The 26,617-nt window shown below is 61.4% G+C and carries 19 protein-coding genes; 6 read left to right on the forward strand and 13 right to left on the reverse strand.

The window, feature by feature from the left end; genetic code table 11:
* Position 1 precedes the first annotated feature (1 nt).
* The 3 genes from H7A12_12955 to H7A12_12965 are packed head-to-tail and all read right to left on the reverse strand — an operon-like array spanning position 2 to position 2,390.
* Complete coding sequence (locus H7A12_12955) at positions 2–670, reverse strand: molecular chaperone TorD family protein (GenBank protein ID MCP5321714.1); 669 nt, start codon at positions 668–670, stop codon at positions 2–4.
* Positions 667–1,749 carry a Zn-dependent alcohol dehydrogenase gene (locus tag H7A12_12960; protein MCP5321715.1) on the reverse strand — a complete coding sequence of 361 codons (1,083 nt, stop codon included), beginning with the start codon at positions 1,747–1,749 and terminating at the stop codon, positions 667–669. The genes H7A12_12955 and H7A12_12960 overlap by 4 nt, the downstream gene beginning before the upstream one ends.
* Positions 1,746–2,390, reverse strand: a complete 645-nt coding sequence (locus H7A12_12965) for a TetR/AcrR family transcriptional regulator (protein MCP5321716.1) — start codon at positions 2,388–2,390, stop codon at positions 1,746–1,748. The genes H7A12_12960 and H7A12_12965 overlap by 4 nt, the downstream gene beginning before the upstream one ends.
* 112 nt (positions 2,391–2,502) lie before the next feature.
* Between H7A12_12965 and H7A12_12970 the strand changes: the two genes are divergently transcribed.
* Together H7A12_12970 and H7A12_12975 are read left to right on the forward strand one after the other, a co-directional pair.
* Positions 2,503–3,273: a glucose 1-dehydrogenase gene (locus tag H7A12_12970; GenBank protein MCP5321717.1), complete on the forward strand. Its 771-nt coding sequence runs from the start codon at positions 2,503–2,505 to the stop codon at positions 3,271–3,273.
* A 32-nt stretch (positions 3,274–3,305) separates the two neighbouring features.
* Positions 3,306–5,093, forward strand: coding sequence for a long-chain-acyl-CoA synthetase (locus H7A12_12975; GenBank protein MCP5321718.1), 1,788 nt, complete (start codon positions 3,306–3,308; stop codon positions 5,091–5,093).
* 514 nt (positions 5,094–5,607) lie between these two features.
* Here H7A12_12975 and H7A12_12980 read toward each other — a convergent pair.
* Positions 5,608–5,970, reverse strand: coding sequence for a hypothetical protein (locus H7A12_12980; protein ID MCP5321719.1), 363 nt, complete (start codon positions 5,968–5,970; stop codon positions 5,608–5,610).
* A gap of 339 nt (positions 5,971–6,309) precedes the next feature.
* Between H7A12_12980 and H7A12_12985 the strand changes: the two genes are divergently transcribed.
* The 4 genes from H7A12_12985 (at position 6,310) to H7A12_13000 (ending at position 11,348) form a co-directional block, all read left to right on the forward strand.
* The gene (locus tag H7A12_12985) at positions 6,310–7,128 is read left to right on the forward strand and encodes an enoyl-CoA hydratase/isomerase family protein (protein MCP5321720.1); all 819 of its coding nucleotides are present in this window, start codon (positions 6,310–6,312) and stop codon (positions 7,126–7,128) included.
* Between the two features lie 198 nt (positions 7,129–7,326).
* Positions 7,327–8,790, forward strand: a complete 1,464-nt coding sequence (locus H7A12_12990; GenBank protein ID MCP5321721.1) for an MmgE/PrpD family protein — start codon at positions 7,327–7,329, stop codon at positions 8,788–8,790.
* Complete coding sequence (locus H7A12_12995; GenBank protein MCP5321722.1) at positions 8,791–10,398, forward strand: AMP-binding protein; 1,608 nt, start codon at positions 8,791–8,793, stop codon at positions 10,396–10,398. It begins immediately after the preceding gene.
* 140 nt (positions 10,399–10,538) lie between these two features.
* Positions 10,539–11,348, forward strand: coding sequence for an SDR family oxidoreductase (locus tag H7A12_13000; protein ID MCP5321723.1), 810 nt, complete (start codon positions 10,539–10,541; stop codon positions 11,346–11,348).
* 78 nt (positions 11,349–11,426) lie between these two features.
* On the opposite strand, the gene H7A12_13005 is transcribed toward H7A12_13000, so the two are convergent.
* From H7A12_13005 to H7A12_13045, 9 genes are all read right to left on the reverse strand, one after another.
* Complete coding sequence (locus tag H7A12_13005; GenBank protein ID MCP5321724.1) at positions 11,427–13,961, reverse strand: TonB-dependent receptor; 2,535 nt, start codon at positions 13,959–13,961, stop codon at positions 11,427–11,429.
* A 193-nt stretch (positions 13,962–14,154) separates the two neighbouring features.
* Positions 14,155–16,404 (reverse strand): TonB-dependent receptor, encoded by a 2,250-nt coding sequence (locus tag H7A12_13010; GenBank protein ID MCP5321725.1) that lies wholly within the window; start codon positions 16,402–16,404, stop codon positions 14,155–14,157.
* Between the two features lie 48 nt (positions 16,405–16,452).
* Positions 16,453–16,623, reverse strand: coding sequence for a hypothetical protein (locus H7A12_13015; protein MCP5321726.1), 171 nt, complete (start codon positions 16,621–16,623; stop codon positions 16,453–16,455).
* Between the two features lie 537 nt (positions 16,624–17,160).
* Positions 17,161–18,258 carry a DUF1214 domain-containing protein gene (locus H7A12_13020; GenBank protein MCP5321727.1) on the reverse strand — a complete coding sequence of 366 codons (1,098 nt, stop codon included), beginning with the start codon at positions 18,256–18,258 and terminating at the stop codon, positions 17,161–17,163.
* Between the two features lie 35 nt (positions 18,259–18,293).
* Positions 18,294–19,493, reverse strand: coding sequence for a sulfotransferase (locus H7A12_13025; GenBank protein ID MCP5321728.1), 1,200 nt, complete (start codon positions 19,491–19,493; stop codon positions 18,294–18,296).
* 29 nt (positions 19,494–19,522) lie between these two features.
* Positions 19,523–22,432 (reverse strand): molybdopterin-dependent oxidoreductase, encoded by a 2,910-nt coding sequence (locus tag H7A12_13030; protein ID MCP5321729.1) that lies wholly within the window; start codon positions 22,430–22,432, stop codon positions 19,523–19,525.
* A 22-nt stretch (positions 22,433–22,454) separates the two neighbouring features.
* On the reverse strand, positions 22,455–23,456 hold the full coding sequence (locus H7A12_13035; GenBank protein MCP5321730.1) for a respiratory nitrate reductase subunit beta: 1,002 nt from the start codon (positions 23,454–23,456) through the stop codon (positions 22,455–22,457).
* A gap of 88 nt (positions 23,457–23,544) precedes the next feature.
* Positions 23,545–24,192 carry a hypothetical protein gene (locus tag H7A12_13040; GenBank protein ID MCP5321731.1) on the reverse strand — a complete coding sequence of 216 codons (648 nt, stop codon included), beginning with the start codon at positions 24,190–24,192 and terminating at the stop codon, positions 23,545–23,547.
* A gap of 179 nt (positions 24,193–24,371) precedes the next feature.
* Positions 24,372–26,468, reverse strand: coding sequence for a DEAD/DEAH box helicase (locus H7A12_13045; GenBank protein MCP5321732.1), 2,097 nt, complete (start codon positions 26,466–26,468; stop codon positions 24,372–24,374).
* Positions 26,469–26,617: the final 149 nt, after the last annotated feature.

The following is a 26,617-nucleotide window of genomic DNA, read 5'->3' on the forward strand; positions in this document are numbered from 1 at the left end:
ATCAGATACCGTCGAACGGCAACTCCCCGGAAACCTTCAACGAGGCCGCGCCATGCGCGGCCTGCAGCCGTTGCAGCTCGTGATCGAGCAGTCGCTGCAGCAGTTCCGCCAGTGCAGCAAACAGCGGCAGCGGCGTCAGCGTCCCGAGCTTGCGTCGCATCACCGGCACCCAGCGACCGGGGTGGCGTGCGATGAAGTCGCGCTGCGCCAATTCATAGGCCACCGTCTGCTCGCCACGTGCCGCACGCGCCTGTTCGCCATGACTCAGGTAGTGCAGGAAATCGAGCTCGGTCGCCAGGTGATCGGGCAGCTCCTTGCGATCCTCGGCGAGCGTCAGGCCGAAGTGGTTGTAGAAGCGTACCGCCTCCTCCATGACCGTCATTTGCGGGCCTACCTGCAGCCCGCCGTTCAGCGCGCAGCTCGTGCCATGAGCGCCGGCGTCGAACAGGCGCGTGTACTCGACCGCCAGCGGTTCCAGCCGCATCGAGGCGTCTGCCAGCGCGCCCAGATCCAGCCCGGCGCGCAACTGCGGATCGACCGCATCGCACAGCTCGCCGATCAGCCCGGCCAGCGCACCGTCACGCACCGCTGCAACGAACTCCTCGTCCGGGTACGTGAAGCACTCGCCGATCAGGCCGTACAGTCGCGCACGCGCCTCGACGGCATTCACAGCACGATCACTCCGCGTGCGTTGAGGCCGCCCACCAGATCGTCGAAAGCCTGCGGAGCCTCGTCGATCGTGTAGGTACGCGTGATCATTGCATCCAGATCGAGCCGGCGCGCAAGGTAAAGATCGAGCAGGTTCGGCATGTCGACGCGGAAGTTCGCGTTGCCGTACATGCAGCCGACCACGGTCCGGCCGTCCGAGGGGAAACCGCAGGCGTTCAGCGCAAAGCTCTCGGTGTAGTGACCAAGGCCGATCATGCACACGGTCCCGCCACGGCGCGATGCGTTGTAGGCCTGGTCCATCACCACCGGCTTGCCGGTGACCTCGAAGCAGTAGTCGGCACCCCAGCCACCGCAGAGATCCCGCACGGCTGCCACCACGTCGCCATCGGCACGCACCGTATGCGTGGCGCCGAAGTGGCGTGCGTAATCGAGCTTGGTATCGAGCATGTCGATCGCGATGATGCGCCGTGCGCCGACCAGGCGTGCGCCCTGGATCACCGACAGCCCGACGCCACCACAGCCGAAGACCGCAACCGTGGAACCCGGCTTCACGCGCGTCGTCGTGGTTACCGCGCCAACACCGGTCATCACGCCGCAGCCGACCAGCGCAGCGCGATCGAGCGGGATGGCCCGATCGATCTTCTGCACGCTCATCGCCGGCACCACCACCTGCTCGGCCATGCAGCCGAGCATCGCCATGGCGCCGATCTCGCGCCCATCGAGGCGAACGCGCGAGGTGCCATCGGGCATCAGGCCTGCAGGCGAGCCGGCGATGCACAGATGCGGTTCATGATGGATGCAGAAATGGCAGTCACCGCAGGTGGGAATGAACGAGAGCACCACGTGGTCTCCGACTTCGAGCCCGCTGACTCCCGGTCCAAGCTGCTGCACCACGCCCGAGCCCTCGTGCCCGAGCACCATCGGCAGCGGCATCGGCACGGTACCGTTCAGCACCGACAGATCGGAATGGCAGACACCCGCTGCCGCCATGCGGACCAGCACCTCGCCGGCGCGCGGTGCGTCGAGCGTGACATCACGCACGGCAAGCTTGCCGTGTTCCAGAGCTATGACTGCCTTCATGTCTGCTTCTCTCCGTTGGTGGCCGCCGTCGGCGGATCGATGATGTCCTGCACGAACTTCTTCAGTACAGCGATTTCCTTGTGATAGCGCGGGCGTGACTGTGGCGAGATCAACCGCATGATCGACAGGCCATGCAGCGCCGCCAGCGTGACATTGCGCACCGTATCGAGCGTTTCGGCAGGAATGTGAAACTCGCCGAAGAAGCGTCCCCACATCGCTTTCACGAAGGCGTTCGACAACTCTTCCTGCTGGCGCTGGATGCGTTCGTCGTGCGTCGCCCGGTTGTGGATGATCAGCTCGTTGAACGCGAACGCTGCAGGCTCGTTGATGTACTGCCAGGTAACGTCGATCAGCGCATCGACGCGCTCGCGCGGGGTCGATCCCGCACGCCGGAGCGCGTCGGTGAGCAGCCCCGTGTACGTCTCCGCGTTGCGCTCGACGATGGCGTGCAGCAGCGAATCCTTGTCGCCGAACTGATGCACGATCGCGCCCCAGGTAACGCCGGAACGCGCAGCGATCCGCGCCGCGGTGGTCGCAGACAGCCCTTCCTCGACGATGCAGTCGATGGTGGCGCGAATCACCTTTTCACGCGTAATCGCGCTACGCTCTTCCTGCGTTCTGCGTTGCCTGGCTGCAGCCATGCGCATCGGGTCGATCCGTGTGGTTCGCACTGGTTCATGCTCAAGTCCGGCCATGCTATAGTCGCGATCAAAACAAAGCAACCAATCAAAATGTTTCCGGAGCACCCCACACATGAAAAACCCTGCAGAACTGTTCGACCTGAGCGGGAAGGTCGCTCTGGTCACTGGCGCGAGCCGCGGCCTCGGGCACGCCATCGCTCTAGGACTCGCTGCGGCAGGCGCCGACGTGGTGGCAGTCAGCCGCACGCGGGATGCCTGTGCCGAGGTGACGCGCGAAATCGGCAGCCTTGGTCGACGTGCGTTGGCGCTCGAATGTGACATCAGCAACTGGCAACAGGTCGAAGCACTGGTCGAATCTGCGTACGCGGCGTTCGGGCGTTGCGACGTGCTCGTGAACAACGCCGGCGTGACGCAAAAGATGACGCCGTTGACCCAGACCACCGAGCAAATGTTCGACCACACTTACGGCACCAACACCAAGGGACCGATGCACCTGTCCACACTGGTCGCCGCACGGATGGCGGAATCGGGAGGCGGCACGATCGTGAACATCGTCACCATGGGTGCGTTGCGCTCCTGTGGCCAGCTCGCGATGTATACCTCGAGCAAGGCGGCCATGGTTGCGCTCACGCGCAGCATGGCCGACGAATGGGCATCGGCTGGCATTCGCGTCAACGCGATTGCGCCGGGACCATTCCTGACCGATATGCTCGACGATCTCGCTAGTCAGATGCAGGGCTTCCTCGAGTATTCGGAGGCTGTGACGATGTTGAAGCGCTCGGGCCGTGCGGAGGAGATCGTCGGTCCGGTACTGTTCTTCGCCAGCGGCGCGTCCAGCTTCGTGACCGGCCAGACCCTGGCGGTCTGTGGCGGCGCGATCTGATTCCCCCTTCGGGCAACGGAGACACTGCAACCATGATCACGCGCGAACAGACCCAGGCCAAGCTCGATCGCATCTCGGCAGGCGTGATGAAACACACGCCGGAACAGGACTACACGGTTGCCGACCGGCTCGAGGAGCGTGCCGCAGCGGCCCCGGAACGCCAATTCCTGCTGTGGAACGGGCGCACCATCAGCTACGGCGAGGTGAACGCACAGGCAAACCGCTACGCGCACTTCGCACTCGCTGCGGGCCTGCGTGCGGGCGACGTCGCCGCGCTGATGATGGAGAACCGTCCCGAGTTCCTGTTCGCCTGGTTCGGATTGGCAAAGATCGGTTGCACCTCGGCACTGATCAACACCCAGGTGAGCGGCGACGCGCTGCGCCACGCACTCGCCACCACCAGCAGCAAACTGCTGCTCCTCGGCAGCGAATGCACGCCAAGGGTCGTCGCCACTCCGGGCGTCGGCAGCGATATGCCGGCATTCACGATTGCCGACGAAGGCGATATGTCGGTTCCGCCCGGATCCCGGCGTATCGATGCGGACCTTGCAGCACAACCCGACACAAACCCCGATCGCAGCGTGCGTGCCGGAGTGATCGGCGCCAGCACGCTATGCCTGGTCTTCACCTCGGGCACGACCGGATTGCCGAAGGCAGCGAAGGTCACGCAGTCTCGCTGGCTCGGCGTGGGCGAAGGCTGGTCGCTGCTGCTCGAGCTGGGTCCCGACGACGTGTTCTATTGCGTGCTGCCGCTGTATCACGTCGCAGCGCTGATGTCGCTGATGTCGAACGCCCTGGCGAGCGGCGGGCGCGTGGTGCTGCGCCGGCGCTTCAGTGCCAGCCGCTTCTGGAGCGACGTGCGCGAGTACGGCGTGACGGTGGCGCAGTACAGCGGCGAACTGTGCCGCTACCTGTTCAACCAGCCACCGCATCCGGATGACAGCAACCATCGGTTGCGCGCGATGACCGGCTCCGGGCTGAGTCCGGCGATCTGGCTCGCGTTCCAGGAGCGCTTCGGTGTGACACAGATGATCGAAGGCTACGGTGGCACCGAGATCAACGTCGGCCTGATGAACCTCGACAACCGCGTGGGCTCGTGCGGGCGCATACCGTTTCCGGAACGCAGCAATGCGCGCCTGGTGCGCTACGACCGCGACAACGACCGCCACCCGCGCAACCCCGACGGCACGCTGATCGCGTGCGCCGACGACGAGGTGGGCGAGATGCTCGGCATGATCCTCGCGTTGCCGGGCGTCACCGGCGGTCGTTTCGACGGTTACACCGATCCCGATGCCACCGAGAAAAAGATCCTGCGCAACGTCTTCCAGCAAGGCGATGCATGGATGCGCACGGGCGATCTGTTCCGTCGCGACGCCGACGGCTACTACTACTTCATCGACCGCATCGGCGACACCTTCCGCTGGAAGAGCGAGAACGTCTCGACCACCGAGGTAGCCGATGCGCTTGGCGATGCGCCCGGCGTGGAGACGATGACGATCTACGGTGTCACGATCCCCGGCAACGAAGGCCGCGCCGGGATGGCGACGATCGTGATGCAACCCGGCCAGTCCTTCGATCCTTCAGCCTTCTTCAGACTGGCACGCGAACGGCTGCCTTCGTACGCGGTACCCGTGTTTGTGCGCATCGCGGTCGATACCGACATCACGCCGACGTTCAAACTGCGCAAGGTCGACCTGCAGAAGCTCGGATACCGCCAGACGCCGGGCGACTCCGTGTGGGTGGCCGACCCGGCGGCAGGCAGCTATATCGAGGCAAACCCCGCCAACCTGCACCGGCTGGGAATTCCCCCGTCTCCGTGACCGGACCCGCCAACGGATTTCATGCGGGGAAGCGGGTATTCACCGGACTCGCTTTCCCGAGCGTGCCAGCGCTCTGAGAAGCCCCCACGACAGGCGCGCGTCCAGACGACGAAGTCCGTGTCATGAGACGGCGGCTGCTCCTGTTCTCTGGTGCCCGAAAATGCCGATCGGGATGCACCGGAGAGTTCCGCCGAAGCTGGAATCGAGGAACTCCTGGAGGACGTGCGGAACGATCAAATCAAGAACAAACACGTATACAGGGTCACAAACCGAAAGAATTCAGAACCGCAGGGACGCAAGGACACGGGAGCGGACCCACGTTGGCAGGCGGATTGGCCTTCCACTTCGTTCCAGGGCACCCCCGGAAGTCCCGTCAGCAGGAACAGGACCGAGTGCCAATTCATCTGCAAGGCCGCAACCAAGCTGTCAACCAGACGTTGGTTGCGTCGTTCATGCAAAGGCCGCAACCACGCTGTCAACCAAACGTTGGTTGCGTCGCTCATACAAATGCATTTCAACTCGCTCTTCTGAGGAAACCGCCATGTCCTTTAAAAAGTACCTGCCTCCCGTCATCCTGCTGTTCACCACAATGGGCGCGCCTGCCTGGTCGCAAGACCGAGGTGACGTCATCAACGATCGACTCGACGCACGTGGCGAGCGCATCGATGAGCGGCTCGACAACCGAGGTGAGCGCATCGATGACCGATTGGATCATCGCGCCAATAAGGCAGAGGCAAACGGCCACGAGCGCCGAGCCGACGCCCTGGATGCACGAGGAGATCGTATTGAGAATCGGCTCGACAGGCGTGGCGATCGCATCGAAAACCGTCTGGACCGTCGAGGAGACCGCATCAATCGGCGTTACGATCGTCGACACTGAGTCAGGATTTCTGAAAATTCAAATTCTTTGGATTCCATCAGAATTCGTTTCCGCCCATGACTCGTTCAAGGCCGACGCCGTAGCGGCGCGGCCTTGACTCCAACGCCGGAATCACCCGCGCCGCTCAACGCTGGCAATTGATCCGGGCTTCTCACACACAGAAGCCCCATCGGGCCTGCGAGTGTGCGAACCTTGTTGCACATCAACCCGGTACAGCGCACCACCAGAGGCGAAAACTGCTTGTGGGGGCATGTGATGTATGCTAGCGTCAGAATAATATAAAAATTCATTACCATTTGACAAATCCAGAAATCAAGAAAATCAAAAGGAAGCAATATGAACCTTTACGACTTAACGTATGAGAAGTCTGATCATATTGCGGTGATCACCTTCAATAATCCATCCAAGATGAATGCCATGACCGGCCGCATGGTTGAATCATTTTCACAGGCCATCAATGCGGCGCGTTCGGACGACGACGTGCGCGTCGTGGTACTGACCGGCTCCGGGCGTGGGTTCTGCGCGGGCGCAGACACTGAAATGTTGATCGCATTGGCCCTGGGCAAACCGGTGCCAGGAGCGGTCAAGGAATATGGGTGGATGAAGCGCCTTGAACCGGTAGGCTGGTTCGGCGCGGAAGTAGGACTTCTGGAGAAGCCAACGATAGCCGCGATCAATGGTTCTGCAGTAGGTGGAGGTTTTGCCATCGCCATGGCGTGTGATTTGCGAGTCATAGCGGAAGACGCTCAATTTGGCATGGCTTCAACGCACCGTTATGCCCTGCCACCGGAAGGCGGCATTACCTACACGTTGCCACGGATTATTGGCTTGTCCAAGGCCCTGGAGTTGCTGTTGACCGGAGATCTTGTGGATGGCGCCCAGGCTGAACGGATGGGACTGGTCAATTATGCGGTTCCGCGTGAAGAAGTGATTACCAAGTCATTCGAGTTGGCCACGAAGATTGCCAACAACGGACCAATAGGAATGGCGCTGACCAAACAGTTGGTGTACAGAGGACTGCATGAAGTCAATATCGGCACGCAGGTAGAACGTGAAGATGCGGCATTGGCGAAGGCGTTCAGAACGGAAGACTATGTGGAAGGAGCAACCGCGTGGTGGATAGAGAAGCGAAAGCCGGTATTCAAAGGCAAATAGACTCGCACTCGCGCCCACAACCTCGAGGCCGCCGCATCCTGCTCTGCGGTGCCCATTGCCGCCATGACTCGAGCGTCTACGAGCGGCGCATGGCCGGTGTCGGTCATCGCGGATCGAAGAACATCCAGCGCCGCGCCAGACCAGCCTCTGATTTGCGATGAAGCCGATGTGTGCATTTACCCCAAGTGAGGAAGCAAAATGTACCAACAGGAAAAATTTGCCGATTTCGCCTTGTCCATAAAGTTCTCCACCCTGCCCCCGGATGTGCTCGACTATTCCAAGATCGTATTCCTGGACACATTGATATGCGGGCTGGCCGCTTCACGGCTCGAGCGCAGCAGAATAAACCAGCGCGTGGCAAAAAGACTTGGAGGGCCGAACGAATCAACGGTTTTCGGCCTGCACCCGCTCGTCGCATCGTCCAACGCAGCATACGCCAATGCCGAAATGATGAACGCGCTCGATGCTGACGAAACCTTCTATAACGCCGCGCATTTTTCGGCCATCAGCGCTGCCGTGGCACTCGCCGAGGGCGAACGCCTGGATGCACCGGGTGCCGACCTGCTCTGTGGCTATGTGGCGGGCTTTGAAGTCAGCGCTCGCCTGAATCTGGCATCAAAACTGATCGTATACAAGGGAGACCAGTTCCAGTGGTCTTCTCTTGTGGGGACTGGAGCGGATTCCTTTGCTGCGGCAATGGCTGCCGGTTATCTGGCGAAGCTATCCAGAGAGCAACTCGTGCACGCCATGGGGCTTGTCGGGTGGACCGCCACGGCGCCCAAGTCAGCCAACATGCCGACACGCTCAGCATTCAATTCGTTCAAATATGCTCCTTATGGGATCGTGGCGCAAACGGGATTGATGGCCTCCATTCTCGCCCAGGAAGGCTACATTGGCGACCGGGATGTGCTTGATATCACACCTGGATTCTTTGAGGCACAGGGTTATTTTGGCGCCTACCGCGAGCTTTTGGATTGCAAGGATGACAAATGGTGGATTCTTGAAACATCCCTGAAGCCATACCCGTCATGTCGGTTCACTCACGCTGCGATCGACGCTGTATTGCATTTTCAAAGGGAGTTTGATCTGCCGTTGGAGGCGATCTCGAAAATCGAGATCAAGCTCAATCCGATTGCCTACTCCATGTATTTCTTTCATTCTCCCGCCTCGTCCATCCCCCCGGATCACCGCGCGCCTCTTCATGGTGCATTCAACATTCCGTATATTACGGCGCTTGCATTGCTTGGATTCAGGCGCGGACCAGGCTGGTACTCACCTGAAAATCTGTCTGATGCAGCCGTATGGGATCTGGCTTCCAGGATCACCACCTCGCAGGACGAGGAACTGTCGGTCGAGTGGCGGGATGCCGTTCTGAACACCCCCGTCCACCGCCCACGCTTCAATAGAGCCATCGTCTCCATTACATCCAATGATGGCAGATGCCAATCCTACGCTTCTGATTACAATCAAGGTGATCCGTGGAGTGATGACACCCGGGCGGACTGGAAGTGGTTGAAGAGCAAAATGAATGATTTCATGGAAGGAATCATGCCGGTGCGCCAGCAGGATGAGTTATTCGATATCTTCAGAAATCTTGAATCAGTCAGCAGCGTGCGGCGTGAAATATCTCCACTGCTGACCATTGGCACTGGGGATTCATGAATGAACAAGGTGCATTTCCCGGATATTGCAGAAAGACATCTGGGTCGGGCGATTCGCATGCAGGCAGCCCAGAATGGGGATACCCGCTTTCTGGTGTTCGACAGAAAGGCTTTTACTTATTATCAGACCAACTCCATCGTCAACAGGTTGGCGTGGGGGCTCAAGCAGCTTGGAGTTTCGCGTGGCGACAGAGTCGTATTTTATATGGCCAGCGCGCCAGAGATCATGTTCCTGGTGCTTGCCGTCAACAAGCTGGGTGCCGTGTGGGTGCCGATAAACACGGATTATAAAGGCGATTGGTTGCTGGAGACGATCAACCGTTGCCGGGCGGCTCTGCTGGTTACAGACGAAGGGCATGCCGAACGGATCGCGTGCATCCAGAAGGAAATTGCGGTAAACCATACTGCAGTTCTTGGCGACCCGAGCCGCTTGTCGGGATCGGTTCCATTCGATGCCTTGTATGAAAATGGGGATGCAGAGCCGGATATGTCGGATTTTGGCTACGGTGACACAAGTGCCGTTCTGTGGACGTCCGGGACCACTGGTCGATCGAAGGGAGTGATGCAGAGTCATAACGTCTGGTTTGAATCCGCTTTGGGCGGAGATGCCATGCTTGATACGCGTGCAGGCGATGTTGCGTACAACGTTTTGCCCATGTACAACTCCGGGGCGTGGGCGGCAACGTTGTTCCGCGCTCTCTTTGCCGGCATCACCCTGGCAGTCGATCCCGGCTTTTCCGTGGGAAATTTCTGGGAACGGGTCCGATTTTATGGTGCCACACAGGTTTTCACGATCGGGGCGATGCATATGTTTCTTTGGGCAGCCCCGGCACGCCCAGACGATGCAGATAATCCGGTTCGTGAGTTCCAGGCGGTTCCAATGCCCAGCGAAATCGAGGAAGCATTCCGTCGGCGTTTCGATGTGCAGCTGATTGGGCAAGGAATGGCACAGAGCGAAGCTCTTGTGATATTGCGACAGGACCGTAGATTGCGGAGCAGTTGGCCGCCCAATTGTTGTGGCAATCCAATCGAAAGCCTTGAAGTAAAATTGATGGACGATGGTGGCGAAGAGGTTCCTGTGGGTGAAGCCGGCGAAATCTGGGTCAGACCACGCAGGTCGCACGTGATTTTCAGCGGTTACTTTGATGACCCTGAAGCGACCACCAGGGCATTTGACGGTGAATGGTACAGAACCGGTGATATGTTGCGACGCGATGCGGACGACAATTTCTTTTTCGTCGACCGCAAGAAGGACGCTGTTCGCTACAAAGGTCGCAATATTTCGACGTTCGAGGTCGAGATGGTCGCACGCCGTCATCCTGCGGTTGCCGATTGTGGCGCCTTCGGAATTCCAAGTGAGGAACTTGAAAGCGAAGATGAGATCAAACTGAACGTCATACTGAAGCCGGATTCCGTTGTGACGGAAACGGAAATCGCGCGATTCATCAACGACAATGCGCCTCATTTTTTTGTTCCACGTTATATCGAGTTCGTGTCCGAATTACCCTATACACCAAATCAGAAATTGCAGAAATTCAAATTGCGTGAGCTTGGAGTTGGGCCTGCTGCCTGGGATGCACGCAAGGCCGGTTTCCAGGCGAAGCGTTGATCCCGGCTTCCGCACCTTGGATCGGAAGGCGGGCGTCCCGACGCCGTGGGACATGGGTAACCTGGCCGTGAATGCAACTACGCGTGCGAGTGCGTGACAACGACTTGCACACCGGAATTTCCACACACAAGGAGATGATGATGGCGACTGAACTTCATGGAAAGGTAGCGCTGATCACGGGCAGCAGCTCGGGCATAGGCGAGGCCATCGCGTACCGGCTGGCACGCGATGGTGCAACCGTGATCGTTCACGGACGCAATGCCGAGCGCGCCGAGCGTGTCGCGGAGGTCATCCGCTCGGAAGGCGGAAGCGCGTCTGTCGTTCTGGGCGATCTCACGGATGTTGCTGCCGCGAACACCGTAATCGCAACGATCTTTTCCGAGTATCCCGATGGCATCGACATCCTGTTCAACAACGCCGGTGGAGACACTGCCGCGGGGCCGAACGCAACCTGGTTCGATGTTTCACCCGAGGAGTGGCTCGGAACCTACGATTTCAATGTGCTGCCGGCTGTTCGCATGATTCACGCCTTTGCTCCCCTGATGAGGAAGCGTGGCTGGGGGCGCATCATCCAGATCAGCAGCGTCGTGGGACATCACCCGATGGCAACCATTCCCGACTATGGCGCCGCAAAGGGTGCGCTGCTGAACATGACGCGCAGTCTGGCCAAGGAGCTTGCGCATTCCGGCGTTACGTCGAACTCGATCAGTCCGGGCCTGATTCGTTCTCCCAGTGTGGAGGATTGGCTGCGTGGCCTGGCCAAAGAGGCCGGATGGGGTGACGACTGGTCTTCGATCGAGAAGAACGTCGTCAGGGATTTTGTGCCAAACCGTGTCGGGCGGATTGGCCGACCTGATGACATTGCCCATGCAGCGGCTTACCTGGCGAGCCCAAACTCCGGTTTCGTCACCGGTGTCGATATGCTCGTAAGCGGCTGGCAACCCGATTAGCAGGTCGCCCTCCTGCATGGCCGGTCGCCTCCCTCTGATTGAGAGGGCGACCGGCGGCGGGTCTCATCCCTGGCCTGTTCAGTCGTAGCTATAGACCACGTCCAGACCGTAAGTACGCGGCTCACCAAAGACCGCGCCAGACCAGCCCAGCGCACCGAAGTCGATACCCCAGTTGATGTATTCTTGATCGGTCAGGTTCTTGCCCCACAGCGACACCCGCAGCTTGTTGCTGTCGCTGCAGCAGCCACCGAGCCGGATGTCGTTCAGGCTGATGCGTGCATTGACCAGTGTGCGGCTGTCTGGCGAGTTCCATTCATTCTCGTACGGGTGGTATACGAAGCTGTCCTTGTAGGCAACGTCGACCCGTGCAGACAGCACGCCAAAGCTGAACGGCTCGAAATCGTACTGCACGCCGAGCGATGCACTGTTCTTCGGCGCCTCCGGGACCTTGGTGTTGCGCGCGATGTTCTCGAGCCGGCCGGTGCTCGCGTTGTACGACATGTATTCGTCGAACTTGGCGTCCAGATACCCGTAGGTGAAATCGATCGTCAGTCCATCAACTGGCACCGCAACGACGTCGAACTCGATACCCTGGATCGTCTCCTCGCCTGCATTGACCGTGCTCGCGGATGCACCACCCGAGCCCGCCTTGAACACGGAGACCTGCGCGTCGGTGTACTCGTTGCGGAACAGCGCCACGTTCAGGCGCAGGCGGTTGTCCAGCAGCTCCGACTTCAGGCCGAGCTCGATCGACTTGATCTCTTCCTCGTCATAAGGGGTTCGAAACTCCTCCGCACTTGCTGCGCGTGCCCCGAAACCACCGCCGTTGTAGCCGGTGGCGTAGGTCAGATAGGCGCGGATATCGTCGTTGAACGCGTAGTTGAGGTTCGCCAGGTAGCTGACGTTGTCCCAGTCCCCTTTGCCACGGACCGGGTTGTTGCGGCTGTGTGTGGGTATGGCGCGCACTATGTTCTGGTTGAACAGCCACGCCTTCTTGTCGTCTTCCGTGTAGCGGATGCCAAGCGTCAGGCCCAGTGCGTCGGTCAACGCATAGGTTGCCTGTCCGTAGACCGCGCGCGACCTGGCGTTCTGCCCATACGCAAAGTCGACCACACCAGGAGCGCCTGGGTCGTCACCGGGAATCGGCAGTCGTTGCGAACCGACACACAGATACCCGCCATACATCGCCGGACAGAAACCGGCTGCATCATAGAGCGGGCCCAGTGGATCCGAGAACGCGCCATTAGGCGCGACGAATGCGATCGGCAACGAGTAGGTTTGCGGATTATTCTCGAACACGTCCTCCTCGTACATGAAGATGCCGCCGGTGTAATGCAACCGATCGTCGAAGGCGCTGCCGATGATCTGGAACTCGTGCGAGTCCATTTCGACCTTGTTCTTCAAGCGGGAATGGAAAGCAGGCGTCTGGATCGGATCGTTGTTGCCCGCGTACACGCCGTAGAACAGATCGCGCACGTAGTACACGCCACCATCCAGTGCACTGCCATTGCCCTGTCTGGACCGACGCGATCCGAGCAGGTACTTCAGCGTAAGGTTTGGCGAGACATCCCAAGCGACGATGAAGGAATGCGCCTTGATCTTCAAGTATTCCTCGGTTTCCTCGTCGGACGTGAAGTGCTCCTGGCGCTTGTTGCGCGGGTACACGTTCTGCGCCATCTGGTCGAACAGCCCGCCTGGGCCGGTCAACATCCGGTAGTCGCGCGCTTCGTGCCCGAACCCGGTGCTTACGGAATCCTTGACCTTCAGGATCTGGAATGGTGCAGCAACGCCCGAGTTGTCGGTCTTGTCGAACGCATAATCGAAAGTCAGGTCTTCGCGCGGCGTCCAGCGCAGTGCGAAGCGGTACGCGTCGTTGTCTTGCGAGGCAAGATCCTTTTGCACCTTTTCGTTCGGCATTTGCGGCTGCAGTGGCACGCCCGTGTAGTGGTTGTCTGCCCAGCCGTCGGTTTCGCTGTGGTTGTACGAAATCTTGGCTGCCAGATTGCCGACTGCCGGCAGGTCCAGGCTGCCACCGTAGCGCAGGTAACCGAAGTTGCCGACCGACGCCGTTGCCTTGCCGCGCAGCTCACCGCTCGGCTTCTGGGTAGTCACACTGACCGCACCCCCAGTGGTGTTGCGTCCGAACAGCGTGCCCTGCGGACCGCGCAGCACCTCGATGCGTTCCAGGTCGGCAATATCGAACACGCCACCGATCGATTTGCTGATGAGGATGCCGTCGATATACAGCCCCACCTTGGGGTCCGCCGTCAATGCAGTCTCAGTGGTACCCATGCCACGAATTGCAATCGACATATTCGAATTCGACGACGACTGCTTCTGAATCAGCACGTTCGGCGCAAAATCGGCGATTTTCGAGACCTCATATACACCGAGACTGGCCAGTTTGTCGGCAGTGAACGCCGTGATGGCAATCGGCGTGTCCTGCAACGATTCTTCACGCCGCTGGGCAGTAACGACGATCTCCTCGAGTCCTGCTGCACGCTGCGAATCCTGGGCTGCGGCCGGGATGGCTGTTCCTGCTGCCGCTGCAATGGCTGCACCGATGGCAAGTACAGAGATGCGTCGCGCCGATATGCTTCGTGAGATTGACATGTTTGTGTTACCTGTTGTCGATGAAAGCTTGGTGATTGTTATTGCGTATGAGCATGATCGCCATGTGCCGTGGGTACACCCCCTCTGTAGCTGCAGTATGGAGTGTCATAGGCAATTCTGCTGGCTGATTCATGACTCGCCTCCGCCCTCCGGTTCGCTGGCTTGAGGACATACCCGTACATCACGGACCAGCTCAGTCGCCCCAGTTGTAGCGCAGGCGGGCACCATACATACGCGGCTCGCCGTAGATCGTTGCCCAGGAGCCGGTCGAACCCGCCTGGTACAGGTCCGTGTTCGAGATGCGGTAAGTCTCGTTGGTGAGGTTGGTGCCAAACACCGACAGATCGAAGCCCGAGCCATTGATGCGGCGCCATTCGAAGGTAGCGCCCAGCAGACCATAGGACTCCAGTCGCTCTCCGGGCTGGTTCCTTTCCAGCACCAACGCTTCGGTGTGCTGGTCATCGGACCAGCCGTAGTTGACGAACAGGGACACGTCGTCGCTGAAGTTCACCTGCACATAGACGCTTGCGATCCGGTCGACGAAGTACTGCATCGGCAAGCACGACAGATCCGCCCGACCACCATAAGGAATCACGGCGCCGCTGCAGTCCTGGTGGCCGAAGGGGCTCGTCACCTCGTATGGAAACTTCTTGTACTTCGCATCCAGAAGACTCAGGTTGGCGCCAATCTCGAGCGCATCGAGGGGCCTTATGACCGCCTCCAGTTCAAGCCCGCGGATTTCCGCACTGGCGCTGCTCAGCACGCGCGCACCGCTGGCATACGTGACGGGGTTGAAGTCACCGCTGGCTCGCTGGATCTTTTCGAAGTCAGTCTGGAACACGTCGGCATTCAGACGCACCGGCACATCGCCGATCGTGAACTCGGATTTCACACCCAGTTCGTAGGAAGTGACTTCCTCGGGACCGAATGTCTGTGTCTCGGGACGGACGGCGTAGGTGTTGAAACCGCCTGCCTTGTAGCCCTTGCTCACCTTGCCGTAAACCATCACGTCGTCGAGCACATCGTAATCCAGCCCCACGGTCCAGGTGGGCTTGCGGCTCTTCAGCCTGTCGGTGAACTCGCATTGTGCGGGATCCGCGACCAGCGCATTGGTGGTCCCGCATCTGTACGAACCTGAAGGATCCAGAGTGAACACAGTCGCAAAACCGTCGACCTCGTCCCATGTATACCGATACCCGGCAGTCAGGCGCAGGCCATCGAACGACGCGCCGAACCCTCCCAGATCGTACGTACCCTGCGCGTAGAGCGCCCTGGATTCGTTGGTCACGCCGTAGATGCCGCGTGTGTTGAACGTATTCAGCGAACCATCACCGGTGTAATTCATGCAGTAGGCAGCAAAACCTATGGGGCAGACGTTGACGCCGCCGTACTCCTGGCGACCAGTGGGCTTGCTCTTGTAGTAAAACCCGCCGAGCACATAGTCGAGTCGTCCGCCGAGCGTCGATCCCTGCAGTTGAAGCTCTTCGGAAACCTGCTCGAAGTCATCACGCGGGATATGGCGCTGGGTGAACGGATTGATGTCGTTCGCCGGCGCGAGGGAACCATCGCCGTCGTAACTGAAGTACAGCTTCATCTTCGAATAGCTGACGATGTTGCGAAGCGTCGCCTGCTCGGTGATCTCGAAATCGAGGATATCCGTCACGCCCCAGGTTTCGATCTTCTCGTAATCGTCCACACCGTGCGCCACCTTGCGCTTGCCGCGTGCGTTCTGTGCATCGGTGAGGTCCTGGTACAGCGAGCAAGGGACGTCCAGACCCGGCACGGCGCTGTTGTCACAGATGCCATACCCGGTCGGCCCGTAAGCCGCCAGGTTGAAGCCACGATTGATCAGTCCCGTGCCGTTGTTGCGTGACGAGGTGTTGGACACCATCAGGTAGTTTTCGATACCGTCGGTCGGACGCCAGGTGATGCCAAGCCGAGCGGTCCAGTAGTCCTTGTCGTCGCGATACTTGTTCCAGTTGATGTCCCTGGTGAAGCCTTCGCGATCCACGCTTTCGGCGGCCAGACGCACCAGCAACCTGTCTTCGATCACGGGGACGTTGATGACCGCCTGCAGTTCACGGTCCTCGTAGTTGCCGACCTGCGCCTGCACGTGCCCTTCCATCTGCTCGGTTGGCCGGTGCGGCGACAGCAATATGGCACCGCCCGTGGTGTTGCGCCCGAACAGCGTGCCCTGCGGACCTTTGAGCACCTGTACGTTCTCGAGGTCCAGAAAGATGCCGGGGCCACCCTGGGATGACAGTGTCAAGGCGGCCGGCAACGGCGCTTCCGCCATGTACAGCGCAACTCCGGGCGCAGCCTGGAACGTAGCGCCCTGGCCCCGGATCGTGGGGGAACCCACATTGCGCTGACCCTGTCCATTCGGGCCGACCACCAGTGACGGGACCCGGGACTGCAGGCCCTGCGTGTCCACGATATTCATTTGCTGGAGATTTGCACTGCTGAATGCGGTGATCGCGACCGGAACGTCCTAGCTGGATTCTTCCTTGCGGCGCGCGGTGACGAGGACTTCCTCCAGCCCTGACGCGGTGGCAGCAGGAGTTTGGGCGTGAACGATACCCGGGGGCGACAACACGGCCAGCAGCGTTGAGCCACGGATGATCGCCCGAGCCAGCGTGCGGGAGCGGACAGGGAATTTCATTTTTGATCTCCGGGGAGGATTTGAGGCGTTGAATGTTGTACAAGGCCTATCTGCACAGGTCGGGTTCCAACCCGACGGGTATAGGCACCAACCGTCGGCATGAATGCCGACCTACGCATACGCGCGTAGGTCGGGTTTCAACCCGACCGGTACGGGCACCGATCGTCGGCATGAATGCCGACCTACGCATACGCGCGCAGGTCGGGTTCCAACCCGACAGGTACGGGCACCGATCGTCGGCATGAATGCCGACCTACGCATACGCGCGTAGGTCGGGTTTCAACCCGACAGGTACGGGCATCAACCGTCGGCATGAATGCCGACCTATGCATACGCGCGTAGGTCGGGTTCCAACCCGACAGGTACGGGCACCAACCGTCGGCATGAATGCCGACCTACGCATACGCGCGCAGGTCGGGTTTCAACCCGACAGGTACGGGCACCAACCGTCGGCATGAATGCCGACCTACGCATACGCGCGCAGGTCGGGTTTCAACCCGACAGGTATGGGCATCAATCGTCGGCATGAATGCCGACCTACGGTAGCCGGATCAGCTTCGCTTCGATCTCGGGCACCGGCAGCGCAGTGCGCGACCAGCGGAAGATCATCGGCCCCTCGAGGTGGCCTCGCGTATTGATCCAGTTCGGCATACCGGGATCGCGCGCTGAAATCACGATGCGCACGCTGCCGTCGGCTTCGTAGCGCACCGTGCGGTTGTTGTAGTGGCTGCGATGGTCCATGTACGAGAGTGGTTCGAACCAGTAGTTGGTGGTATCGAGCCCCCAGTACGGCACATCCGCCGGCTTGAAACTGACCAGCAGCGCCTGATCGGGTTCGAGACGGAAATACCCCGACGAGAAGCGGTGCCCGGTCGGCATTTCCGGTGACTCGTCCGGGTCCTGCTCCACTTCAAACACGAAGAAGCGGTTCGGCTCGGCGGCACGACGCTGATCGACGATCGCAGCCCAGATATTGACCGAGCGCGACACATACGCACTGGTACGTTCGAGCGCATGACGCACCTCGGCAATCGTGAGCGGCGGGCGATCACCGGTGGCGCCGAGCTGCTCGATATCGAAGGTCGCGCCGCGCGTCTTCGACCAGTCGTGCGCATACTGGCGAATGAAAAGCACCGTGGACTCGGGCGTGGTGCGAATCCAGCTGCTGGTCCAGCCTGCCGGCTTTTCAGGTGCCAGCAGCAGTTCATAGCTGCCATCGGACTTCACCGTCAGCTCGTGCTCGGTCACCGCGCCCACCTGCGCGCTGGTCGCGTCGAGCCCGATCTTGCCGGCGTAGACGGTAAATTCGACGTAAGGTGCCTCGCCGCGGCTGCCGCTCAGGCGATAGCTCTTCGACCCGTCGATCATCACCTGGTAATAACGGGAATCCGAAGTTTCCCCCTCGCCCAGCGTCGTCGACGTGACGAGCTGGTAGACCTCGGGATGCTCGGTATTACCGTATTCGAGCGCCGCCTCGAAACCCATGCGGATCATGCGTACCAGCTTGCGCAGCCCCTCGGCCTGCGTCAGTTGATCTTCCGGCGTTGCGGCCCGTGAGAGCACGGCACCTGCGGGCTTCAGACTGTCACAAAACGCTTCCCAGGCCTGTACGCTCAGCTTCTTGTTGTCGCTCATTGGCATGTGCTCCTCCGCCGTGTCATGTCGTGCGCCTAGCCTTCGCTCGCAACCCCGAAATACTCCTGGTAGAAGCGGTAACGTTCGCGCTCGCGTACCGGATCAAGGCCAAAGTCCTCCAGACGGTAACGATGCACACCATGGCGTTCCTTGGGATTGCTGTCGATGAATTCGCGCATCCGTGCCTCGGTCGCAGCAGGCAACGGCAGCCCGAAGTGCGCATAGATGCGCCGGACCATCGCCAGCGGGTCGCGAACCAGTTCGGCAAAATGCATGTCGAAGATCGTCGCTGCCTCCGGGCGTGTGCGACGGAACTCCACGCCGTTGCGCATCGCACGCTCCCACGACACGCTCCACATCTCGCCGACTTCACGCTTGTCGACCTGGTCGCTGCCCATGCTGCACGCCATCGAGACCAGCGAGCAGTGCGAGGCGATCAGCTTCAGCGGGTCACGGTGCGTCATGATCACCTGCGCGTCCGGATAGACCGTGTACAGCGCATCGAGAGCGAACAGATGGCCGGTACTCTTCAGCACCCAGCGCTGCTTCGGGTTGTGCCACTGCATGTACTGCAACAGGCGCTTGTGCGTGCGGTAAACGGAAGTCTGGTCCCGGGTTTCCACCCACTCCTCGTAGGACGGAATACGGAACTGGTTCGCAAAGATCACGCTCCCGAAGTCGAATGCGTTCAGCATCAGACATTCCTGCGTGAGCTGTGCACCCATCTCGTGGATCGCCTGGAACTCCGGAATCAGCGCGCGCGAAGTCTGTTCGAAGTGCGCCTCGCAGCGGGCAATGCGCGGGTCGCTCTCGTACGTGGCGGCTTCCGCCGGCGGCGACATGTAGTGGGTTTCCCAGGTCATCGGCACGCGGCTGTCCGGGTCACGTGCCAGCAGATCGTGCAGGATCGTCGAACCGGTGCGCGGCAGGCCGACGACGAACACGGGCTTGCGGATCTCGACCTCGAGAATCGACGGGTTGCGGCGGATGTCCTCGGTAACCTGCAGGCGGTTCTCGAGGTGACGCAGCAACTCGCCGAAAGCAATGTTGCGACCGACCTTGTTCAGTCGCGCTTCATCGTTCAGCGACGCAAGCAGCCGCGTGAAACCTTCCTTCCACTCGGCTTCGTCACCGAAATCATCGAGGCCCGTGCTCTGCCGGGCAGCAGCGAGCAAGGCCGCTTCGCTCAACTCCACATCGGACAGTTCGTCACTGCCGGTCATTTCGCCATCCATCGCCTGCATCCTCTGTAGTTCATTCGCGTTCAGCCCACCTGCACCGCGTCGATGCGATCTGCAGCCGAAGCGACCTTTTCCACTTCCACACGTGTGGCGCGATCGGTGGAGCCCGGTGTGAACTCGGCCGGACGCGCCTGGATATGAAAGTAGCCTCCTGCCAGTTGCAGCGGGTTGATCGGGTTCGGCGTCACCGCGGTGTAGCTGACGCGACCCTTGCTCATGTGCGGCTCCCACGCGTGGTAGACCGTCACCTGTCCGGGGCGATGCGCCGCTGCAACCTTCGCCATCAGCTCGGTGGAAGAAACGTCGTTGAACAGCCGCACCTGGTCGCCGTCGGCGATGCCGCGTGCCGCTGCATCCTCCACACTGATGAAGATCACCGGCTGGCCACGATTGAGCTGCTGCATGAACCGCTGGTCACGCCAGCTCGAGTGAATCGACCAGCGTGTGTGTCCACCGGTGAGATGCAGCGGGTAGTTGCCACCAATCGCCGGCTGCTCCTTGTGTACCGGCAACGTTTCACCAAGCTCTTCGTAGAACGGATGGTCGATGCAGAACTGCATGCGACGGGTCATCGTCGGCCACGGCATTTTCTTCTCCGTATGCCACAGGCCTGCGGTGATCGTGTCGTGCTCGCTCACGTCGGTGGCGTTGCCGACCGTGAGGTAATCGTTTTCCGGCAGCGACGTGAAGCGCTGGAAACCCTTCTTCTTCAGTTGCTCCCAGTTCACGTCACCGACGTTGGTCGATACGTCGAGGATCAGATCGAGGAACTCCTCGATATTGCCTTCGTGGTAACGACCACCGAAGGTGAACTCGTCGTAAACGTCGAAGCTGCGCTCCTCTCCGTGGCGGTCACGGAAATGCGTCAGGCCGCGCTCGCCTGCGCGGCGCTGGATCGCCTTCAGCAACAGGCAATGGATTTCCCAGTCGGCCTTGGCCTCGCCGACCGGTTCGGCAGCACGCGTGACGACCTGCGAGAACGGCGACAACGGCGTCGCCCACGTGATGTCGTCCTTCTCGTACCAGGCCGCGGCGGGCAGCACGTAGTCGCTGTAAAGCGCGGTCGAACTCATGCGCCAGTCCATCGTGACCAGCAGGTCCAGCTTCGGCAGAAGGCGCTCGCGAGCCTTGTCGGAGGCGCGGAAGCGTCGCAGGATGTTGCCACCGGCTTCCATGAAGATGCGCGGACGGTGCGGCTGACGCTGCTGCCACCCCTTCTCGAGCGCCTCGTCCATATAGGACGCCAGCGGCCGCTTCATCTCCTTGTCCCACTTCTCGGTTTCGCCGTAGGTATCCTCCATCCCGCCCTGGTGATACATCCAGATCAGCGTTGCCAGGGAATCCCCCCCCCGGTAACTCCGACGCCCCATCTCGTACATGATCATCTCGGAGGTATAACCCTCCCATTTCAGCTTCAGGATCTCCGGCGCCATCTTCAGGCCGAGCGCAGCCAGCGCGATCTTCGGCGAACGCTGGCCGCTCGCCGCCGCCAGCGAACCGACGGCATCGACTGACATGTACGGGAAGCCCATGTAGCCGGCACCCTTGCGCCCCATCTGTCCGGCAAGGGCGAAACACAGGATCTGCGCGCGCTCCATTTCGATGCCGTGGTAGAACTTCGAGAAGTTCGATTGCGTGACACAGGTCGCGGCACGCGCCTTCGCAAGTTGGCGGGCAAGACCGCGGATCGTGTCGGGGCTGGTGCTACAGATCGTCGTTGCCTGTTCCGGCGTGTACTGCTGCAGGTGCTTGCGCAGGCGCGCAAACACCGGCGTCACGCGCAGTGTGCCGTTCAGACCAGAAACCTCGAACTCGCCCTCCAGGTCCGGATCGAGTCCGTCGAGCGCGAGCGTCTTCTGCTCCACCATCGTGACGCCCTTGCCGGCAGCATCATGCACGTAGAAGCGGTCTTCGGCCCCCTCCTTCACCAGGTCGGACTCGCGCAGGAAGCGTCCCGAATCGGTGTGCACCAGCAACGGCAGGTCGGTCTGCTCCTTCACGAAGGCGGCATTGTAGATGCCTTCCTCGATCATCACGTGCGCCATCGACAGTCCGAGTGCGGCGTCGGTGGCCACCTTGACCGGCACCCACTGGTCTGCGTGCACCGCCGAGGCCGAGAAGTCCGGAGAGATGGTGATGATCCTTGCGCCGTTGTAGCGCGCCTCGAGCATGAAGTGCGCGTTCGGAATCTGCGTGTAGATCGGATTGCCACCCCAGATCATGATCAGGTCGGAATGGAAGAGATCGTCCGAGGAGCTGCAGAACACCATCTTGCCCATCGTGACGGCAACCCCCGGGCGGTGATCGCCGATCTCGGTGTTGTCGTCGAGCACCGGCGTGTCGAGCACCAGCGTGGTGCGCAGCATCCCCAGCCCGGCGCCACCGTTCGTCTGCGCCGTGCCCTGGTCCCAGACGATCGAGCCCGGACCGTCGTCACTCGTCATGACGTCGATCATGTGATCGGCGATGTCGTTCAGCGCCTGGTCCCAGCTCACGCGCTGCCAGGAACCGGCGCCGCGCTCGCCCACGCGCTTCAGCGGGTAACGCAGGCGCGACTCGTCGTACATGCGCTCGGAATAGCAGGCACCCTTCTGGCAACCACGCGGGTTGTAGTCGGGAATCTTCGGATCAATCGGCTCGTAGGTACCGGCCTGCTCCTCACGCCAGACCACACCATCCTTCACGTAGACGTTCCAGTTGCAGCCGCGCTGGTACCAGCAGTTCACGAAGTGTGTTCCCTTCGCAACGCTGTCCCATTTCCACTTGCCCCGATAGACGTCCTCGAAGCCGCTGTAGGTAACCTCGGGGAAATCGAACGGGCTGGTCTCGGCCTCGGCCGCGTGTACGCCATTCCAGCGCAGATGCATCAGCGAAAGCGCCATCGCACCGCCAGCGCCGCGCAGGAAACCGCGTCGGGTGATCGTCGTGTTCATCGCTGCACTCCTCTTGCCGGTTTCAGAGCTCTGCGGGATCCACCGTGAAATCGGGGAAAATGTCCTCGGGCCACTTGTAGACGATCAGCGTGTCCATCAGCTCGGACGCTTCGCCGCGTGCCTTCTTTTCCTTCTCGGCCTTGATCAGTTCCAGCACTTCGTTCACGCGCGGGCCGAACAGGCCCTCGAGGTATTCGAGCGGAATGCGCGGCTTCGACGGATCGGCGTTGCCGTTGGCATCGATGCTCGGCGGCGACAGCGGTGGTACGTAATAGACGTTCGGCTGGGTGCCGTATTCCTCGTGCAGCGGCAGCGCGACCTTCCACTTGTGGACCAGCTTGTGGATCGGGCCGTTCTCGTCATCGAGGTAGCCAACGAAACGCAAACGCCCGGGGCACTGGCGTGCACACGCCGGAGCAACCCCCTTCTCGACACGCGGGAAACAGAAGATGCACTTCTGCGTGATGTCGCGCACGTGGTTGTAGTAGATGCGCTTGTACGGGCAGGCTTCCATGCAGAAACGGAAACCCTTGCACTGCTTGTCGTTGATCAGGACGATGCCGTCCTCGTCGCGCTTGTAGATCGCTCCGCGCGGGCAGGCCTCGAGGCAGGCCGGATGCGTGCAGTGGTTGCAGATGCGCGGCATATAGAAGAAGTGCGAATTCGGGTACTCGCCGCCGCCTTCGTCCTCGTCCCAGTTCGGCCCCCAGCCCGGCTTGCTGCCATCGGGGTTGGTCGGTTTGAGGTAGGTCTGTATTCCCTCGCCGCCGTAGAACACTTCATCCTTGTTGAACTGCCACGCATCGCCGGTCTCATCGCGCAGCGGAATGCGGCTCGGGTTCGGCTCGCCATCCGCCTTCCAGCCCCCCCCCATGCCTTCCCAGTCCTTCGGCGTTCCCTTGCCTGGCATCGTGTTCACGACCGCCCACCACTGGTGCTCCATCCCCTCCTCGCGCGTCCACTGCCGCTTGCACGAGATCGTGCAGGTCTGGCAGCCGAGGCATTTGTTGAGGTCGAAGACCATCGCCAACTGGCGTTTCGGCGTTACGACCTTGCCGCCGAGTCTGCGACCCGTGTTGGTTCGAGTGCTCACGTCGTACCTCCCCGGCCCCTCAGGCCTCGATTGCCAGTTCCAGCCACTGCGGGGCAAATGCCTTGATCCCCGCGCGCTCCAGGTTGCTGCCTTCCCACACCGCAAACGTGGTGCGCAGGTTCTGCCCGGCCTCGAGCTGCACCGACTCGGTCGCGTGCGCCTCGACACGCAGCGCCCGGCGCAGCACCACCGTCCAGTATTCGCCGTCGTGCACGGCACGGGCCGTGATCGCGGTGTCATCGACCACACGCGAACTGCCGATGCCATGCGCCACATCGCTGCGCGCACGTTCGGGATGATCGGCACGCCAGTACCAGAGGTTCACCGGCTGCCCCGATGCGCCCATGAACAATGGCGCATCGGCCACCAGCGGAAACAGCATCGCGGCTGCATCCGGGAAATCGGTGTTTTCGAAACGCGCCGCATTCTTTACCGGGTCGCGCCAGTGCAGCCGGAACGCGATCGAAGCACCATCGTGCGCTCCGCGCACCTCGAGTGCCGCAATCGATCCGTAGACCTGGTCGCGCCACTTGGTCGCGATATAACGGGTTGGCTGCATCGCGGCCGGCGCGGGCATCAGCTTCACCGTCTCCCCGGCGATATCACTCCATCCGGGCGCCCCCGGATCGGCCAGCGCGTCGACGGCGCTCGTCCTGCGGATCAGCATGGATTACCTCCTGTGAGCGGTCGGCAGCGGTCAGCCAAAAACACATAGCAAGCACTCGGTATTTTTTACCACGATTGCCATCCGCTGGCAATTGAGCCAGATCATCGTTTCAGCGAATCGTGGTGTTGGCGCGACCTGATGGCGCCGAGGACTCCGCTGCGGCCTACCCGAGTCGGCCCTCAGCCGCGCCGTGGCTTGCGGGCACCCGCGGAGCCGCGCGGACCCTTCGCTCCGTGTTCCTTCGCCGCGGATGTGCGCTGCGGCGTGCGACGCCGTATCGGGTCGTTACCGCTGCGCGATTCATCGCGCGGCTCACGTCGCGGCGGGCGGGCCTCATCACGCGATTCACGTCGCGGCGGGCGCACTTCATCACGCGGCTCGCGTCGCGGCGGGCGCGTTTCATCACGTGATTCACGTCGTGGCGGACGCGTTTCATCACGCGGGCGACGCGCGTCGGACCGAAAATCAGGTGCACGCGCCTTGCGCTGGCGCTCGGGGCGAACGGCCACTGCTTCGGCGTCCTCTCCGCTCGTGATGCGGCGCACCTCCAGCGCTTGCTGCATCACGCGCGTCTTGCGCAATACCCCAAGCACCTCATGTGGCAGATCGGCTGGCAGGCCGACGACGCTGTAGTCCTCGTGCAGATCGATACGGCCGATCTCGCGGCTCGAGAGCCCGCCCTCATTGGCGATCGCCCCGACGATCTCGCGCGGTGTGACCCCATGCACACGACCGACCTCGATCCGGTACGCGACCAACTCGCCATGCGGTGTGCGTTGTGGTGTGCGCCCGGCACGCACGTCCCTCGCGGGCGCGTCGTCTGCCGCACGCCGCACATCGCGCTTGTCCGCGAAGCGGCGCTGTACGGGCGCATCGTCGACATCGCGCCTGCGGCCCCGCTCGCGTCCATCGCCGGCATCACGGCGCATGCCGCCCCCGACCTCGTCCACATCGCGCTCGGCAAGACGCAGCGGCCGTGCCCGCTGCGCCATGAAGGCGAGCGCAGCGGCCACCCGCGTCAGATCACCGTCATGCTCGGCCGCGATCTGCTCGGCAACGTCGGCAAAAAAATCCAGCGGTTCGTTTGCGATCACCTCCGCGACCTGGCGACGGAACTGCAGAACGCGTCGCCCGGCAACCGCTTCACGACTCGGCAGCGTGAGCGGCTCGATCACCGCGCGCGTGACACGTTCGATCGTGCGCAGCATCCGGAACTCGCGTGGTGCGACGAACAGGATTGCAGTGCCCTCGCGCCCTGCGCGCCCGGTACGCCCGATGCGATGCACGTAGGCTTCGGTGTCGTACGGGATGTCGTAATTGATCACATGACTGATGCGTGCGACATCGATTCCGCGCGCCGCCACATCGGTGGCAACCACGATATCGAGCGCGCCGTTGCGCAACTGCTCCACCACCCTCTCGCGCATCTGCTGGTTCATGTCGCCATGCAGTGCCGCAACCGCATACCCGCGCGCACCGAGCCGATCGGCAAGCTCGTCAGTGGCAGTCTTGGTACGCACGAACACCAGCGCTGCATCCAGGTTCTCCTCGACTTCGAGGATACGCGTCAGCGCGTCGAGCTTGTTGGTGCCACTCACCTGCCAGTAGCGCTGGCGGATCGCCGCCACCGTACGCGTAGCCGCCTTGATCCGTACCTCGCAGGGCTCGCGCATATGCGTGCGCGCGACACGCCGGATCGGCTCGGCCATGGTCGCCGAGAACAGCGCCGTCTGACGCTCGGGTGGCGTGTGCGCGAGGATCCATTCCACATCGTCGATGAACCCCATGCGCAGCATCTCGTCTGCCTCGTCGAGTACCAGGGCAGCAAGCGCCCCGAGCTGCAGGCTGTTGCGCTCGATGTGATCCATCACGCGCCCGGGAGTACCCACGATCACATGCGCGCCACGACGCAACTGGCGCAACTGCAGCGACATGCTCTGACCGCCATAGACCGGTTGCACGACGAAACCGGGAAGGTGGTGCGCATACTTCTGGAACGCTTCGGCAACCTGGATCGCCAGCTCGCGCGTCGGCGTGAGGACCAGCACCTGCGGTTCACGCCGCGCGAGATCCAGCCTCTGCAGCAGTGGCAGCGCGAACGCTGCCGTCTTGCCGGTGCCGGTCTGTGCTTCGCCGAGCAAATCGCGGCCTGCGAGCAGCGGCGGGATACATGCCTGCTGGATCGGCGAGGGCGTTTCGTAGCCCACGTCAGCGAGGGCCTGCAGCAGGGGTGCGGACAATTCGAGCTCGGCAAACGAGCCAGTGACAGCGGTCATCGGGAAGATCTCTGGAACGGATGAACCGCACGGCGCAATGCCTGGTGCGGATGCGGGGGCGCAGAGTATGAACCACTCGCCCGCGATTGTTGACCACGGATGCGCCGACTTACTGCCGCCGCCACGCTCGACAGCAGTGCATATCGGGC

The sequence above is a fragment of the Pseudomonadales bacterium genome (genome assembly GCA_024234165.1).
Taxonomy (GTDB): domain Bacteria; phylum Pseudomonadota; class Gammaproteobacteria; order Pseudomonadales; family UBA5518; genus UBA5518.

Coding starts and splice junctions, on each gene's coding strand:
- H7A12_12960 (MCP5321715.1), bottom strand. CDS start 1,749: ATGAAGGCAGTCATAGCTCTGGAACACGGCAAGCTTGCCGTGCGTGAT.
- H7A12_12965 (MCP5321716.1), bottom strand. CDS start 2,390: ATGGCTGCAGCCAGGCAACGCAGAACGCAGGAAGAGCGTAGCGCGATT.
- H7A12_12970 (MCP5321717.1), top strand. CDS start 2,503: ATGAAAAACCCTGCAGAACTGTTCGACCTGAGCGGGAAGGTCGCTCTG.
- H7A12_12975 (MCP5321718.1), top strand. CDS start 3,306: ATGATCACGCGCGAACAGACCCAGGCCAAGCTCGATCGCATCTCGGCA.
- H7A12_12985 (MCP5321720.1), top strand. CDS start 6,310: ATGAACCTTTACGACTTAACGTATGAGAAGTCTGATCATATTGCGGTG.
- H7A12_12990 (MCP5321721.1), top strand. CDS start 7,327: ATGTACCAACAGGAAAAATTTGCCGATTTCGCCTTGTCCATAAAGTTC.
- H7A12_12995 (MCP5321722.1), top strand. CDS start 8,791: ATGAACAAGGTGCATTTCCCGGATATTGCAGAAAGACATCTGGGTCGG.
- H7A12_13000 (MCP5321723.1), top strand. CDS start 10,539: ATGGCGACTGAACTTCATGGAAAGGTAGCGCTGATCACGGGCAGCAGC.
- H7A12_13005 (MCP5321724.1), bottom strand. CDS start 13,961: ATGTCAATCTCACGAAGCATATCGGCGCGACGCATCTCTGTACTTGCC.
- H7A12_13010 (MCP5321725.1), bottom strand. CDS start 16,404: ATGAATATCGTGGACACGCAGGGCCTGCAGTCCCGGGTCCCGTCACTG.
- H7A12_13015 (MCP5321726.1), bottom strand. CDS start 16,623: ATGAAATTCCCTGTCCGCTCCCGCACGCTGGCTCGGGCGATCATCCGT.
- H7A12_13020 (MCP5321727.1), bottom strand. CDS start 18,258: ATGAGCGACAACAAGAAGCTGAGCGTACAGGCCTGGGAAGCGTTTTGT.
- H7A12_13025 (MCP5321728.1), bottom strand. CDS start 19,493: ATGGATGGCGAAATGACCGGCAGTGACGAACTGTCCGATGTGGAGTTG.
- H7A12_13030 (MCP5321729.1), bottom strand. CDS start 22,432: ATGAACACGACGATCACCCGACGCGGTTTCCTGCGCGGCGCTGGCGGT.
- H7A12_13035 (MCP5321730.1), bottom strand. CDS start 23,456: ATGGTCTTCGACCTCAACAAATGCCTCGGCTGCCAGACCTGCACGATC.
- H7A12_13040 (MCP5321731.1), bottom strand. CDS start 24,192: ATGCTGATCCGCAGGACGAGCGCCGTCGACGCGCTGGCCGATCCGGGG.
- H7A12_13045 (MCP5321732.1), bottom strand. CDS start 26,468: ATGACCGCTGTCACTGGCTCGTTTGCCGAGCTCGAATTGTCCGCACCC.